Annotated in this window: 15 protein-coding genes; 9 read left to right on the plus strand and 6 right to left on the minus strand. The window is 61.0% G+C overall.

What is annotated here, in order from left to right; genetic code table 11:
• Positions 1-73 precede the first annotated feature (73 nt).
• The 3 genes from uvrD (at position 74) to HG549_RS25610 (ending at position 3,893) form a co-directional block, all read left to right on the plus strand.
• Entirely contained in the window at positions 74-2,260 is a 2,187-nt protein-coding gene (gene uvrD, locus HG549_RS25600; RefSeq protein ID WP_170033895.1) for a DNA helicase II, read from the plus strand.
• Positions 2,261-2,516: 256 nt separating this feature from the next.
• Positions 2,517-3,371 carry a Tim44 domain-containing protein gene (locus HG549_RS25605; protein WP_170033897.1) on the plus strand — a complete coding sequence of 285 codons (855 nt, stop codon included), beginning with the start codon at positions 2,517-2,519 and terminating at the stop codon, positions 3,369-3,371.
• Positions 3,372-3,485: 114 nt separating this feature from the next.
• Positions 3,486-3,893, plus strand: coding sequence for an SMI1/KNR4 family protein (locus HG549_RS25610; RefSeq protein WP_170033899.1), 408 nt, complete (start codon positions 3,486-3,488; stop codon positions 3,891-3,893).
• Between the two features lie 132 nt (positions 3,894-4,025).
• Here HG549_RS25610 and HG549_RS25615 read toward each other — a convergent pair whose 3' ends face one another.
• The gene (locus HG549_RS25615) at positions 4,026-5,786 is read right to left on the minus strand and encodes a cation:proton antiporter (protein WP_170033901.1); all 1,761 of its coding nucleotides are present in this window, start codon (positions 5,784-5,786) and stop codon (positions 4,026-4,028) included.
• Between the two features lie 352 nt (positions 5,787-6,138).
• On the opposite strand from HG549_RS25615, the gene HG549_RS25620 reads away from it, so the two are divergent.
• The gene (locus tag HG549_RS25620; RefSeq protein ID WP_009683536.1) at positions 6,139-6,624 is read left to right on the plus strand and encodes an acyl-CoA thioesterase; all 486 of its coding nucleotides are present in this window, start codon (positions 6,139-6,141) and stop codon (positions 6,622-6,624) included.
• On the opposite strand, the gene pdxY is transcribed toward HG549_RS25620, so the two are convergent.
• Complete coding sequence (gene pdxY, locus HG549_RS25625; RefSeq protein ID WP_170033903.1) at positions 6,621-7,493, minus strand: pyridoxal kinase PdxY; 873 nt, start codon at positions 7,491-7,493, stop codon at positions 6,621-6,623. The two genes, HG549_RS25620 and pdxY, sit on opposite strands and share 4 nt — an antisense overlap.
• Before the next feature lie 120 nt (positions 7,494-7,613).
• Here pdxY and HG549_RS25630 point away from each other — a divergent pair, with 120 nt between their 5' ends.
• Positions 7,614-8,006, plus strand: a complete 393-nt coding sequence (locus HG549_RS25630) for a DUF3301 domain-containing protein (RefSeq protein ID WP_170033905.1) — start codon at positions 7,614-7,616, stop codon at positions 8,004-8,006.
• Here the strand turns inward: HG549_RS25630 and HG549_RS25635 are convergent, their stop codons facing one another.
• The 3 genes from HG549_RS25635 to zigA are packed head-to-tail and all read right to left on the minus strand — an operon-like array spanning position 8,007 to position 10,847.
• Entirely contained in the window at positions 8,007-8,975 is a 969-nt protein-coding gene (locus tag HG549_RS25635; RefSeq protein WP_170033907.1) for a GTP-binding protein, read from the minus strand.
• A 40-nt stretch (positions 8,976-9,015) separates the two neighbouring features.
• On the minus strand, positions 9,016-9,642 hold the full coding sequence (locus HG549_RS25640) for a DUF1826 domain-containing protein (protein WP_170033909.1): 627 nt from the start codon (positions 9,640-9,642) through the stop codon (positions 9,016-9,018).
• Positions 9,639-10,847 (minus strand): zinc metallochaperone GTPase ZigA, encoded by a 1,209-nt coding sequence (gene zigA / locus HG549_RS25645; protein WP_170033911.1) that lies wholly within the window; start codon positions 10,845-10,847, stop codon positions 9,639-9,641. The genes HG549_RS25640 and zigA overlap by 4 nt, the downstream gene beginning before the upstream one ends.
• A 115-nt stretch (positions 10,848-10,962) precedes the next feature.
• Here zigA and HG549_RS25650 point away from each other — a divergent pair, with 115 nt between their 5' ends.
• On the plus strand, positions 10,963-11,343 hold the full coding sequence (locus HG549_RS25650; protein WP_170033913.1) for a glutamine synthetase: 381 nt from the start codon (positions 10,963-10,965) through the stop codon (positions 11,341-11,343).
• A gap of 24 nt (positions 11,344-11,367) precedes the next feature.
• Positions 11,368-12,273, plus strand: a complete 906-nt coding sequence (folE2, locus tag HG549_RS25655; protein WP_170033915.1) for a GTP cyclohydrolase FolE2 — start codon at positions 11,368-11,370, stop codon at positions 12,271-12,273.
• Here folE2 and HG549_RS25660 read toward each other — a convergent pair.
• Positions 12,257-12,784: a DUF3617 domain-containing protein gene (locus HG549_RS25660; protein WP_170033917.1), complete on the minus strand. Its 528-nt coding sequence runs from the start codon at positions 12,782-12,784 to the stop codon at positions 12,257-12,259. The genes folE2 and HG549_RS25660 overlap by 17 nt on opposite strands.
• A 133-nt stretch (positions 12,785-12,917) precedes the next feature.
• Between HG549_RS25660 and cls the strand changes: the two genes are divergently transcribed.
• The gene (gene cls / locus HG549_RS25665; protein ID WP_170033919.1) at positions 12,918-14,357 is read left to right on the plus strand and encodes a cardiolipin synthase; all 1,440 of its coding nucleotides are present in this window, start codon (positions 12,918-12,920) and stop codon (positions 14,355-14,357) included.
• A 140-nt stretch (positions 14,358-14,497) separates the two neighbouring features.
• Positions 14,498-14,896, plus strand: a complete 399-nt coding sequence (locus tag HG549_RS25670) for a hypothetical protein (protein ID WP_170033921.1) — start codon at positions 14,498-14,500, stop codon at positions 14,894-14,896.
• The last annotated feature ends 71 nt before the right edge of the window (positions 14,897-14,967 follow it).

Raw genomic sequence — 14,967 nt, forward strand, 5'->3', positions numbered from 1 at the left:
ACGGCCGCTGGCAAGGTGAATATTTATACAGTAGAGGTTTGCCCGTTCCCCTGCCGCGCCCTAGAATGGCCCGATGCACACAGACGACCTCTCCCTCCTGCTGAATTCCCTCAACGATGCCCAACGCCAGGCCGTAGCGGCCACGCTCGGGCGTCAACTGGTGCTTGCTGGCGCCGGTTCCGGTAAAACCCGCGTGCTGGTGCACCGCATCGCCTGGCTGATCCAGGTCGAGCAGGCATCGCCGCACTCGATCCTGTCGGTGACCTTCACCAACAAGGCTGCGGCTGAAATGCGCCAGCGGATCGAGCAATTGCTGGGGATCAACCCGGCGGGCATGTGGGTCGGGACCTTCCACGGCCTGGCCCATCGCCTGTTGCGGGCACACTGGCAGGAAGCGCGGTTGGTGCAGAATTTCCAGATCCTCGACAGCGACGACCAGCAGCGGCTGATCAAGCGAGTGATGCGCGAGCTGGGCCTGGACGAACAGAAATGGCCGGCACGCCAGGCCCAGTGGTTCATCAACGGGCAAAAGGATGAAGGCCTGCGTCCACAGCATATCCAGGCCGGTGGCGACCTGTTCCTGTCGACCATGCGCGACGTCTATACCGCTTATGAACAGGCCTGTGAGCGCGCCGGGGTGATCGACTTCTCCGAGCTGCTGCTACGCGCCCTGGACCTGTGGCGTGACCATCCGGGCCTGCTCGAACACTACCAGCGGCGCTTCCGCCACGTACTGGTGGACGAGTTCCAGGATACCAACGCCGTGCAATATGCCTGGCTGCGCCTGTTGGCGCGCGGCGGTGACAGCCTGATGGCGGTGGGCGATGACGACCAGTCGATCTACGGCTGGCGCGGGGCCAAGATCGAGAACATTCATCAGTACACCGCCGACTTTCCTGACGCCGAGATGATCCGCCTGGAGCAGAACTACCGCTCCACCGGTGGCATCCTCAAGGCGGCCAACGCGCTGATCGCCAATAACAGCGGGCGCCTGGGCAAAGAGCTGTGGACCGATATGGGCGAAGGCGAACCCCTGACCCTGTACGCGGCCTACAACGAGCACGACGAGGCGCGCTACGTGGTGGAAACCATCGAGGGCCTGGTCAAGCAGGGCAATGCACGCAACGAAATTGCCATCCTGTACCGTTCCAACGCTCAGTCGCGGGTGCTGGAAGAAGCCCTCCTGCGCGAACGCATTCCCTACCGTATCTACGGCGGTCAACGCTTCTTCGAGCGCGCCGAAATCAAGAACGCCATGGCCTACCTGCGCCTGATCGAAGGCCGTGGCAATGATGCTGCCCTCGAGCGGGTGATCAACGTACCGCCACGCGGGATTGGCGAGAAAACCGTCGAAGCCATCCGTGAGCATGCCCGCCACAGCCAGCTGTCGATGTGGGAAGCCATGTGCCAGCTGCTGGCGGCAAAGGCCCTGAAAGGCCGCGCCGCCAGCGCCCTGGGTGCGTTCATCGAGCTGATCGAGGGGTTGGCTGCCAAAGTTGTGGACATGCCGCTGCATACCATGACCCAGACCACCATCGAGCAGTCCGGGCTGATCATCTATCACCAGGAAGAAAAAGGTGAAAAGGGCCAGGCTCGGGTAGAAAACCTTGAGGAACTGGTCAGCGCGGCGCGCAACTTCGAGTCCACCGAAGAAGACGCCGACCTCTCGCCACTTTCGGCGTTCCTCGGCCATGCCTCGCTCGAGGCAGGCGATGCCCAGGCCGACGAGCATGAAGACAGCATCCAGCTGATGACCTTGCACAGCGCCAAGGGCCTGGAGTTCCCGTATGTATTCCTGGTGGGCATGGAGGAAGGCCTGTTCCCGCACAAGATGAGCCTGGAAGAACCCGGCCGCCTGGAAGAGGAACGCCGCCTGGCCTACGTCGGCATCACCCGCGCCATGCGCCAGCTGGTCATGACCTACGCCGAAACGCGCCGCCTGTATGGCAGCGAGACCTACAATAAGGTGTCGCGTTTCGTACGTGAAATTCCGGCTGGTCTGGTTCAGGAAGTGCGCCTGTCCAACAGTGTCAGCCGCCCGTTTGGTGGGGCCAAGGCCACTACCAACAGCAACCTGTTCGCCAATGCCAATATCCCGCAGACGACCTTCAACCTCGGCCAGCGTGTGCAACATGCGGTGTTTGGCGAGGGCGTGATCCTCAATTTCGAGGGCTCCGGCGCGCAGGCACGGGTGCAGGTTAATTTTGCCGAAGGCAGCAAGTGGCTGATGCTGGGCTACGCCAAGCTCGAAGCCATCTGAAACCTGCACCGGCCATTGTAGGAGCGGCCTTGTGTCGCGATGGGCTGCGCAGCAGCCCCGGCAGTCCCAGCGTCCACGTCGAAATCCTGGGGCTGCTGCACAGCCCATCGCGACACCAGGCCGCTCCTGCAAGCGCCAGCCCCAGCCGGCTTGGTAATATCCAGGCAAAAGCTAGAAACATTATGTCGCTGGTCATGTGCCTGGGAACCTGTGCACCATGACGCGCGTGCAATCCACAACAGGGGATATCCCATTTATGCAACGTTTTCTTAGCATCGCTCTGGCGCTCTGCGTCGGCCTGACGCTGAGCCTGGACGCCAACGCCAAGCGTTTTGGCGGCGGCAAGAGCTCGGGCTCCGCGCCTATCCACCAGACCCGTCAAGCCACGCCAACTGCGCCTGCTGCCGCGCCGACCGCACCTGGCCGCGCCGCGCCGGCCGCCAGCGGTGCTTCGCGCTGGCTGGGCCCACTGGCCGGCCTCGCCGCCGGTGGTCTGCTGGCCTCCATGTTCATGGGTGACGGTTTCGAAGGCTTCCAGATCATGGACTTCCTGATCATTGCGCTCATCGCCTTCCTGGTATTCCGCTTCATCGCCGCGCGCCGCCGCCAGCAGCAGCCGCAAATGGCCATGCCAGGCCACGCGCCGATGCAGCGTGAAGCCCACGCCCAAGCTGCCCAGCCTTCGATCTTCGGTGGTTCGGCCGCACCTGCTGCCGCCGCTGCACCGGTGATCAATGCCCCGGCCTGGTTCAACGAGCAAAGCTTCCTGGCTGCCGCTCGTAACCACTTCCAGGCCCTGCAGCAGCACTGGGACGCCAACGAGATGGACAAGATCGCCGAATTCGTCACCCCGCAAATGCTCGAGTTCCTCAAGCGCGAGCGGGCTGACCTGGGTGACGGCTTCCAGTCCACCTACATCGACAACCTCGATGTGCAACTGGACGGTGTCGACGACCGTGCCGACCGCACCGACGCCACCCTGACCTTCCGTGGCGTGTCGAAGAGCTCGCGCTTCGACCAGGGCGAAGTGTTCAGCGAAAGCTGGCACATGGTCCGTGCCCAAGGCGAAAACCAGCCTTGGCTGGTCGCCGGTATCCGTCAGAACGGCTAACCGCTGCGTGCTGCACAAAAAACCCCGGGGCTGCCCCGGGGTTTTTGCTTTTGCCAGACTGGGCTACTAGGGTATAACGCGCAGCGTTGTCATCTAGGTCAGAGGAAGTGAACCGTGGAAGAAGTGATCGAACAACTCCGTGAAGCCAATGAGCCAGTGCCGGTGCCGCTCGAGCTTCCCGACGAGGACCTGCTGGTCGAAATCGAGGAAGAGCTGTTCATCAACATTCCGTTCGTGTTCAAGGAGTTTCTGCTGACCGTCAGCGACGTGGTGTACGGCTCGCTGGAGCCAGTGACCGTCACCGACCCACATTCGCACACCTACCTGCCCGAGGTTGCTGCCAACGCCTGGGATGCCGGCGTGCCGCGCGACCTTATTCCACTGTGCCAGGATGGCGACAACTACTACTGTGTCGAAGAAGACGGCACCGTGGTGCTGTGGGATGCCGAAGAAGAAAATATCGGTGAAGACAGCTGGGAGTCTGTCTGGCACTGGGCGCGGGATGTCTGGCTGGAGAGCTGATCGCCAGTCGCAAAATTATGGCTCAGTGCCATTAATGCAGTTAACATCGCCAGGCTTTCTGCGCCTGGCGACATCGCTACCGCTCCATCCCCTCGGACGACGGTGAAGTTGGCGCAGGGAGCGTTGCCTTGCTCAGTGCGAATTCTCGCGACTGTGCTCCAACGTCTCCAGCAAGGCGATCTGCATCCGTGTGTGCACGCGGATAAACCAGCGCCACAGCAAAGCCACGACCACCGCTGCCACCACGACAATCACCAGCAGCAGCTCGCTGGTCGGCAGAATGCTCGCCGACAACGCTGACAGCAGCAGGAAGATCACCAGCAACGACAGCAGCGGAATCACCTCGGCAATCACGCGGCGCACGCGCTGTGTATGCCGCCCGGCCATCTCTGGTTTCACGCCCATCTCCGCCAGCAGCATCGATAGCGCCTTGAGCTTGCGATAGGCGGCAATCAGGAACGGCAGCGACAACAGCAATGCTGCGCCCCAGATCAAGGCTTTCTGCTGGCTGACATCGCTGACCCACTCGCTGAGCCAGTTACCGATACGCCCGGCGAAATAGCCGCCAGTGAAAAATATCGCGATAACCAGCGCCAGGTTGACCCCCACCTGCAACAGAATGCGCCGGATCATCGCCGCCAACATGGCACCCTCACCCTGTGGCTGGATACTGCGCAACCATTCGCCGTACAACGACAACACCCGCGCCAGGCGGGCGGGCACTGCCTTGCCCAGCTTGCGCGACAGCGGGTCAGCCGCACGGATCAGGTACGGTGTCAGCAGCGTGGTAATTGCCGATACCGCCACCGCCACCGGGTAGAGAAAGTCGCTGGTCACCTGCAGGGTCATGCCCAGTGCGGCGATGATGAAGGAAAATTCGCCAATCTGCGAAAGCCCCATGCCAACCCGCAGCGACGTGCGCCCGTCATTTCCGGCAATGAACGCGCCCATGCCACAGGACAGCATCTTGCCCAGCACCACTGCCAGGGTAATCACCACGATCGGCCAGGCGTAGTCGACCAGCACCAGGGGGTCGATCATCAGGCCGATGGCGACGAAGAAGATGGCACTGAACAGATCGCGTACCGGTTCGATCAAGCGCTCGATTGCCAGTAGCTGGCGCGATTCGGCCATGATCGCGCCAATCAGGAACGCGCCGAGCACCATGCTGTATTCGAGCTTCACTACCAGCAGACAAAAGCCGAAACACAGGCCTAGCACGGTAATAAGCAACATTTCGTTGCTCTCGAACCTGGCCACGTAAGCCAGCAGCCGCGGTACCAACAGGATGCCGATGACCAGCGCGACGATCATGAACAGCGACAGCTTGCCCACGGTGGAAAACACCTCGCCCGAACTGACCGTACCGCTGACAGCGATGCCCGACAGCAAGGCAATGATGCCGATGCCGAGAATGTCCTCGACGATCAGCACACCAAAGATGAGCTGGGCGAAGCGCTCGTTCTTCATCTTCAGGTCATTCAGCGCCTTGACGATGATGGTGGTCGAGGAAATTGCCAGGATCGCCCCCAGGAACAGCGAATCCATGGTGTTCCAGCCGAACCAGCGGCCAATCTCGAAACCGATCCAGATCATCAGCACGATTTCCAGGAACGCCGCGATAAAGGCGGTAGCGCCGACCTTGAATAGCTTGCGCAGGCTGAACTCGAGCCCAAGGCAAAACATCAGGAAAATCACGCCCAGCTCGGCCAGGGTCTTGATGGTGTCTTCATCGTGAATAAGGCCGAACGGGGGCGTGTGCGGGCCGATGATGAAGCCGGCGACGATGTAACCCAGCACGACGGGTTGCTTGAGGCGGTGAAAGACAACGGTGACCACGCCAGCGACCAGCATGATCACTGCCAGGTCCTGGATGAAGCTGATGGCATGCATGGCGTGATACTCCCTTTTTCGTCCTTTGGCGGGTGCCGGGGCAGACCGCTCCTCGACCAGGGCAGCCTTGTGCGAGCAGCGCGTACATACTGTTGTGGACGCGCAATGTGGCCATGTTGCATGGGCATGGTCAGGTTAACATCGCACTCCGCTGCAAAAAGCCGGTGCAATATGCAGAAACAGATCGGCAGGAAAAGCGCCGCTGATGGCATGATCAGCGTGACGATGGCGCGTCAGCCAGCGTCCCGTAGCAAGACGGCTAATTCACATGAGGGGAAAAGAAGTGTCTTCAGATAACGATCCCCAACGGCCCCATTCGCCCGATTCAGCGCAACCTCACCGTGAGCACACTATGGAACCTGGAAACGCCCAGCTGAGCATGACCGTCCTGATGACCCCGGACATGGCCAACTTTTCTGGCAACGTACATGGCGGCACCCTGCTCAAGTACCTCGACGAAGTGGCCTATGCGTGCGCCAGCCGCTATGCCGGCAGTTATGTGGTCACCCTGTCGGTCGACCAGGTGATCTTCCGCGAGCCGGTACACGTGGGTGAACTGGTGACCTTCCTGGCGTCGGTCAACTACACCGGCAACACCTCGATGGAGGTGGGCATCAAGGTGGTGACCGAGAATATTCGCGAACGCTCGGTGCGCCATTCCAACAGCTGCTTCTTCACCATGGTCGCGGTCGACGACAACCGTCGCCCGGTACCGGTACCACCCCGCCAGCCGCAAAGCAGCGAGGAGAAGCGCCGCTTCCTGCAGGGCCAGCAGCGCCGGCAGATCCGCCAGGAGCTGGAAAAGCGCTACCAGGACCTGAAGACCGACGCCATTTAAAGCGTCAGCAGCTGCGCCTCGAAGCGCACCCGTGGGTGCGCGATGCGGTCCTGGGCCCGCACCAGTTGCAACTCGTAGCTGGCGCAGGCCTGGGTTTCCAGCAGCACTTCGTGCACGGCCGCAGCGCTGTATTCGAACGCCTGTAGCCAGCTGTCGCCAAGCAGCACGCGGGCCAGGAACAGGCCCGAGGTCAGGTCGCCCACCCCAACCGGCTGCCGCGGGAACGCCAGCAGCGGGCGACGCAGGTGCCAGCTGTGCTCGGCGGTCACCAGCAGCATCTCGAACTGGTCTTCGGCCCGCCCCGGGTAGGCCAGGTGCTTGACCAGTACCACCTGCGGCCCGCGCTGCAGTAGGCTGCGCGCCATGCGCACGCAGTCCTCCAGCGACTGCGCACGGCGCCCACAGAAGCTGTCCAGCTCCAACTGGTTGGGGCACAGGATGTCAGCCGTGGCGGCCGCTTCGTCGAGCAGGAACTCGCTGACTTCCGCCGGCACGATGCAGCCCTTCTCCGGGTGCCCCATGACTGGATCACACAAATACAAAGCCTTTGGGTTTACCGCCTTGATCCGCGCGACCCCCGCCAGAATCGCCCGGCCTTGCTCGGCACTGCCCAGGTAGCCGGACAACACCGCGTCGCAATTGCCCAGTTCGCCAATGTTGGAAATGCCTTCCACCAACGCAGGAATTTGCGCCGGGGCAAGCACTTCACCCGCCCACTGGCCATACTGTGTGTGGTTGGAGAACTGCACGGTATTGAGCGGCCAGGCATTGATCCCGATACGCTGCATGGGGAACACCGCCGCGCTGTTGCCGGCGTGGCCGAACACCACGTGGGACTGGATGGCGAGCAGGTGCGGAGTACGTTTCATGCGGGAGATTTCCAAAGCTGTTTCAAGGATTGTGCGCAACGCAGTATGGACTCGATTGCCACCTGTACGACAGGCCAGGGACGCAGTTAAGCTGGATCGACCTGTTTGGAGCAGATGCAAATGTTGACCCTGGAAAACCTCTTAGTCCTGATGCTGGTAGCCACGGCAGGCGCCTGGCTGTGGCACAACCACGGTTTGCGTGAAAAAGCCCTGGAACGGGTCAAACAGCACTGCGCCAAACTCGACCTCGAGTTGCTCGACGATGCCGTCGCGCTCAAGCGCATCGCCTTTGTCCGTGACGCCAATGGCCGCAAGCGCCTGGCGCGCGTCTATGCCTTCGAATTCACGGTTACCGGTGAGCAACGCCATCCCGGTACCATAACCCAGTTCGGCGCCCACAGCGTGCAGATCGAACTGGCGCCCTATCCGTTCGAAATCAAGACCCCTCCACGCGCCGACAATGTCATCGAGATGCAGCAGTGGCGCCAGGAGCACAACCGTTGGCGCAACTGATCAGCTGACGCGGCATTCGCTCAAACCGGCTTGTAACGCCGGCTGCGACTGTGGCTGGTCGAAAATCAGCTCGATGCGGCTATCCCGGCGCCAGTCGCTGGGCTGCCAGATGGGCATGTCGCCGTTCAGGCCATTGAATGCTTGCCAGCCTTCCACGGTGTGGATAACCCCTTTCGCACGCCGCCATGGCCAGGCGTGCAGGAACGCCAGCAGCCGCTGTGGATAAAATCGTTGGCTGGGATGCCAGCGCCAGCCGATGCTCCAACCTCCCTCCCCTTGCTGGGCGAGGCAGATCGGCTGGTCAGGGTCTGCCCAGAGTGCCGGGGGCATCACCGTATTGTCGGGAATCAGGTTATCCACAAGGGCATTGGCAGCCGCACTGGTGGGTACAGTGGGCAGGTCCGACACGGGCAGCTGCCCTTCGATCGTCCAGAACACTTTCTTGGCGGGAAACCTGTCTGTTATCGATGCCTTGCAAGCATCACCCACCGACTCTGCCTTGTTGAAGACAACATTCTCCGCTGCATCGAGCGCCTGCTGTTGCGCCTCCGCCAGCCGTTCGTTGCGAACCATCGACTGCGCATCCATGACCATCAGCAACGGCTGTACCGCCAGCACCCCAGCCCAAGGGGCTTGTTGCAACTGAGCAAGCAGCTGCAGCGGATGGCCCAACCCGGATGGCTCTATGAACAGCCGGTCAGGCCGGGACTTGCGCAGCAGCCGGCCCAGGCCGACCTGGAACGGCATGCCGTTGACGCAGCACAGGCAGCCACCCGCGACCTCGCCGATGGCGATCCCGTCCTCGTCACGGCTGAGCAAGGCCGCATCAAGCCCGACCAGGCCGAACTCGTTGATCAGCACTGCCCAGCGCTCATTGCGCGGACGTTGGGCCAACAGATGGCGGATCAGGGTGGTCTTGCCGGCCCCGAGCGGGCCGGCAATCACATGGGTGGGAATATTCTGCAGCATGGCGTGGCTTCGGGCGATGGCAATGCCTCACTATGCGCCGTCAGGCCAGCCAGTCAAGGCTGAGCAACAGTCGCCCCTGCCGCTCCGGAGGCGAACGATGCACCAGGCCAGCGCCTTCGTTGCCATGCCACTTCTCGCCCTTGAGCACTGCCACATCGCCTGCGTGCAAACGCTGAATGTTATCCACAGGCGGCTGCGCTGTGCGCAAATCGACGCACGCACTGGCCTGCACGGGCAACCATTCGGTGCCCGGGCCAGCGTAGCTGGTAAGCAAGCGCAGCGGCACGTTATCCACATGGAAGCGTGGGCACATGGGCCCCGCCAATACCCGCAAGCGCAAGCCGACCCGCCGTGCACCCACCAGGCAGGTGTAGGCCGCCAGCAGCCAATTCACATCGGCAACGAACGCTTCATAGCCGTGCAAATCTGCCGTTTCCCGCAACAGCTCGGTCAATACCGGCATGCGCTGCTCGTCCACGTCGATAACGCGCTGGTCCGCCAATGGCTGGCCAAGGCTGATGGCCAGCGCGGCAAAGTCCTCCAGCTGCGCCGGCAAGCGCCGGCGCCACACCGCCAGGTTGACGCCGTCCTGCAGCACCTCGGTCAGCACCTGAGGTATATCGCCGCTTACCTGAAAGATATCCACAGGTGTGCGTACGGGGATCATGCTGCGGCCTCCTCCTGCCATGGACCGAACGGGTCGGGCAGGCGTAACCAGCCCATGGGTCCCAAGGCCATTTCTTCATCGGTCAACAGGCATGCATCGAGTGCTGTGGATAATTCCGCGAAATCGATATTCTGCCCAATGAACACCAGCTCCTGGCGGCAATCACCACTCTCGGCTGTCCAGTTTTCCAGGATCGCAGCGGTGTTATCCACATCCTGCGGCCACTGTTCGCGCGGAACGAAGCGCCACCAGCGGCCCGCCAGCCCATGACGCATCATCCCGCCCGCTTGCGACCAGCTCCCCGCCTCCTGGAACTTGCTGGCCAACCAGAAAAAGCCTTTTGAACGTAGCAGCCGGCCATTGCTCCAGGGCGTGTGGATAAAATCGAAAAAGCGCTGTGGATGAAACGGCCGCCGGGCCTGCCAGGTAGTGGCTGCGATACCGTACTCTTCGGTTTCGGGTACATGTTCGCCTCGCAGTTCCTGCAACCAACCGGGTGCCTGGGCGGCCTGCTCGAAGTCGAACAAGCCGGTATCCAGGATACGCGCCAGCGGGACCTGGCCCATTACCATGGGGATGATCTGCGCTCGCGCGTTAAGGCTACGCAGAATGGCCATCAGCTCTTCGCGCTGATGCTGGCTGATCAGGTCGATCTTGCTCAGTAACAACACATCGGCGAACTCGACCTGTTCGATCAACAGGTCGCTGATCGAGCGCTCGTCCTCTTCACCCAGGGTTTCGCCACGGCTGGCCAAGCTGTCGGCCGCCTGATAATCACGCATGAAGTTCAGGCCATCGACCACGGTGACCATGGTGTCCAGCCGCGCCATGTCAGAGAGGCTACGGCCCTGTTCGTCGCGGAAGGTAAAGGTCTCGGCTACCGGTAGCGGCTCCGAGATCCCCGTGGATTCAATCAGCAAGTAATCGAACCGACCTTCTTCAGCCAGCCGTGCCACTTCCTCGAGCAGGTCTTCACGTAGCGTGCAGCAGATACAGCCATTGCTCATCTCCACCAGCTTTTCTTCAGCACGGTTGAGGCTGACGTTGCGCTGTACCTCGCTGGCGTCGATGTTGATCTCGCTCATGTCATTGACGATGACTGCGACTCGCAGGTTGTCGCGGTTGCGCAGCACATGGTTGAGCAATGTGCTCTTGCCGGCGCCAAGGAAGCCGGACAGCACAGTAACAGGGAGACGATTGGACATGGCGAAACCTCTTCAGGCGAAGCGCATTCGAAACGATGCATTGCACAATGTTATAAAGTAACAATACAATTTCGCCAAGCCGTTCTCGACGAACGCGTGCTGACAAAGGATGAAAATGAATCTGCTACGCGCCTCGGTGCTGCTATTGCTCGCGCTGCCCACGGCACTGTATGCCATGCCACAGGGTGGCCCATTGGCGCTCTGTACCCGCAGCGCGACACTGCTCGCCTGCCAGGACGGCAAGGGCAGTTACTACAGCGTTCGCAGTGAAGGCAGCACGTTCTATTTGCGTGGTCTCGACTTCAATAGCCGTCGCCTTTGGGCGCAAACCAACAGCCGCTACGGCTCGCTGACCTTTTTCACCGGCCTGGCCAGCGATGGCGAGGCTTGGGTGGGTTATAGCCGCCGCATCGGCTGGACCACCGTGAACCGTGTTTCCAGCTCCAGTGGTCAGCGCTTCAGCCTGCATTGCAGTTTGATCGCCGGCTGCCGCTGACCTACCAATTGTTTGGAATGCCAAATGACCCAGCTCAAGCTCCCCGACATCGCCGCACAGGCCCAGGAACACACCTTGCCTTTGAACTGGGTGGGAATGTGCGGGATAGCCCTGCCGATCCATTTCGAAGGGCGCATCGCGGCTGCTACGGTGGATGCTGGCGTCAGCCTGGTGGACGGCAGCTCACGTGGAATCCACATGTCGCGGCTTTACCTTGCCCTGGAAGCTCTGGAACACCAGCCCCTTACGCCACTGGTCATTCGCCAGCTGTTGTCTGACTTTCTGGACAGCCATGACGGGCTTTCTGCTGCTGCCTATCTGCGTTTGCGCTTTGAACATCTGCTGAAAAGGCCCGCTCTGGTCAGCCCCTTGCACGGCTGGAAAAGCTATGCGGTAACGGTCGATGCAAAGATTGAGAAAGGAATGTTCCACGTGGAACTATCCGTTTGCGTTCCCTACTCGTCGACCTGCCCCTGCTCGGCTGCGCTTGCACGACAACTGATCCAGCAACAGTTCCAGGCGGACTTCAGCACCGACCAAGTCGACAAGTATGCGGTGATGCAGTGGCTTGGTAGCGCCGAGGGCATCGTCGCAACACCCCACAGCCAACGCAGTAGCGCGCATGTGCAGGTGAGGCTACGCAGCAATCAGCAGCAGTTGCCAATTACCGAGCTGATCGATTGCGTGGAGGCGAGCCTGGGGACTGCGGTACAGACCGCAGTGAAGCGCGCCGATGAACAAGCCTTCGCCTTGGCCAATGGCCAGAACCTGATGTTCTGTGAAGATGCTGCTCGGCGTTTGCACAAGGCGTTGCGACAAATCGACTGGAGCACCGCCTTCAAACTACGCGTGGAACATGCAGAAAGCCTGCATGCCCACGATGCTGTCGCGGCCAGCCAGTGGCAGTGGGATATCAGCTGCGCGGCCTGACCGAACCGCAGTCCCTACCCAACCACACGGCGCGGGTGTTCATGCTGCCCTGCTGCTGCACACCCGACGCGTTGAACGTACCGTTCACCTGGGTAGTGAATTCCCGGTCGCTGAGGAAAGTCGCCTGGCCACTGCCCTGTGCTCGCGGGCAGCTGAACTGGAACTTCCACACATTGCCGGTGCGGTCCGTGATCTTCTGGGTGCAACCTGACTTAGGGTCCTGTAGCGGGATGTCGTTGGTTGCCACTTGCTCTGGTGTCAAGCAAGAACGCACCCCCTTACCACCCACAGTCACCCCCTGCTTGGCCAGCACGCCTTCCATCATCGCGCGCTGTTCCGGTGGCAGGTTCTTCAACTGGCCGAGCATGAATTCCATGTCGGGTAACGGCTTGCCATCGACCTGCATGTTGCTGGTGGTCAGCTCCCACAAGCCTGGCTGCAGCATCTGAGCATGCACCAACGGACTGCTCATACCTAGGGCCAACGCCAACAGTGGCAGACGAATCTTCATGGACGAACGCTCCTGGAAAAAAAGCCGGCCAACCGGGCCGGGCTGAGCCTTAGACGCCAAATCCACCTTCCGGTTGCAAGGCAGAGCGGGAACGTGTTCTGTTACTCAAGTGTACTCGGCAGGCAGGATGCATATGGATTACCACAGCCCCTACTTCTTTGGTTACCTACTCGGCCTGGTCCACCTGCTGGGTATCGTCGCGGCACTGCATGCGCTGTTCACCGTGCGTACTGCCCAAGGCGCAATTGCCTGGGCCATGCCATTGTTCTTCATCCCCTACCTCACCTTGATCCCTTACCTGGTCTTCGGTGCGCGTTCGTTCTACGCCTACATCAAGGCCAGGCGCCAGGCCAACCAGGAAATGCACGTTGCCATGGCCAACCTCAACTGGCGGCCATGGGTAGAGGAAGCCCTCACCGCTCGCGAGTCGGAAAGCTACGCAGCCTTGCGTGCCATGCCCAAGCTTGGTCGCATGCCCTGCCTGGCCAACAACCAGGTGAAACTGCTGATCGACGGGAAAGCGACGTTCGATGCCATCTTCGCTGCCATTGAAAATGCCCGCGACGTGGTGCTGGTCCAGTTCTTCATCATTCATGACGACAGCCTTGGTAAGGCGCTGCAACAACTGCTGCTGCGCAAGGCTGCCGAAGGCGTGCAGATATTCGTCCTGTACGACCGGGTCGGCAGCCACGCCCTACCGGCCAGCTACAGCCAGGTCCTGCGTGAAGGCGGTGTGCAGATCCACGCCTTCGCCACTCGCCGAGGCTGGTTCAACCGCTTCCAGGTGAACTTTCGTAACCACCGCAAGATTGTCGTGGTGGATGGCCTGCTCGGTTTCGTCGGTGGCCATAACGTGGGCGACGAATACCTGGGCGCGCATCCGCAGCTCTCGCCATGGCGCGATACCCATGTGCAGATCACCGGGCCGGTGCTGGCGTGCCTGCAAGAGTCGTTCGCCGAGGATTGGTATTGGGCCACCCGCCAGTTGCCGCCGCTGATCCTGCCTGACGCCTACCCGGAGGACGGCGTCCTTTGCCAAGCCTTGGCAAGCGGCCCGGCCGACCCACAGGAAACCTGTTCGCTGTTCTTCATCGAAGCGATCCACTCCGCTACCCGACGAGTATGGATCACCAGCCCGTACTTCATCCCCGACGAAGCGGTATTCGCCGCGTTGCGCCTGGCGGTCCTGCGTGGGGTCGATGTACGCGTGCTGATACCGTCACGCCCTGACCACCGTATCGTCTATGCCGCCTCCAGCCTGTTTGCCTTCGAAGCGGTACGTGCCGGGGTGCGCATGTTCCGCTACCAACCTGGCTTCCTGCATCAGAAGGTAGTGCTGGTGGATGACGACATCAGCGCGATCGGCAGTGCCAACCTGGACAACCGCTCGTTCCGCCTGAACTTCGAAATCACCCTGTTGACGGTCGACCGCAGCTTCGCCGACCAGGTCGAGAACATGTTGATCAATGACTTTGAACAGGCTCGGGAAATCACGGCGGAGGACAGCCGTGATACCCATCGTCTACAGCAGCTGGGGATGCGGATTGCACGGCTGATTTCGCCGATTCTGTAAGGTACACAGCCCACTCGCGGGAGCAGCCTCGGGTCGTCATTGGTGCTGGCTATTCGAGGAATTTGACTTTGATCAAATGCGCCTTTGCTTTGCCAGCTAGATTGAAACCAATACGACTTGATTGGTCGAGGTCATACCTCATGTACTGGTTCCGTCGACACCGCCAAAGCATCTTGTACTTCACCCTCGCCGCATGGGTGCTAGCTTTGGCCGTGATGACGATCCATGGCTGCCTGGTACAACCGGATCACGATATCACTGCTGCCCACCATGCCGAGCTGCATGTGGGCCATGCGCATGATCTCCACGCCAATGGTTGTCTTCAGAACTGCGAGGACGCTGGTGCAGCAATAAGACCTGCAGCACAGATGATCCAGATGTTGGATCCTCTCCATTGGCCCATTCTTTTGCTGTTAACTTCGGCATTGGTAATCGTGCTCGGTCCTGCGCAAAAGTCATCCCTTGCCGTTCTGGCACTGAAGCTCCCCGCACCATCAAAGCGCCCTGCCCGCCTGATTTTCGCCCGCCTCAACGATTAGACCTCACTGCATATCGGCAAAGCACTGATTGCGCTGTCCTGCTGCGCCGTTTCTTCGCGGCTCGGCTATCT

Source organism: Pseudomonas sp. SK, from assembly GCF_012975065.1.
Classification (GTDB): Bacteria; Pseudomonadota; Gammaproteobacteria; order Pseudomonadales; family Pseudomonadaceae; genus Aquipseudomonas; species Aquipseudomonas anuradhapurensis.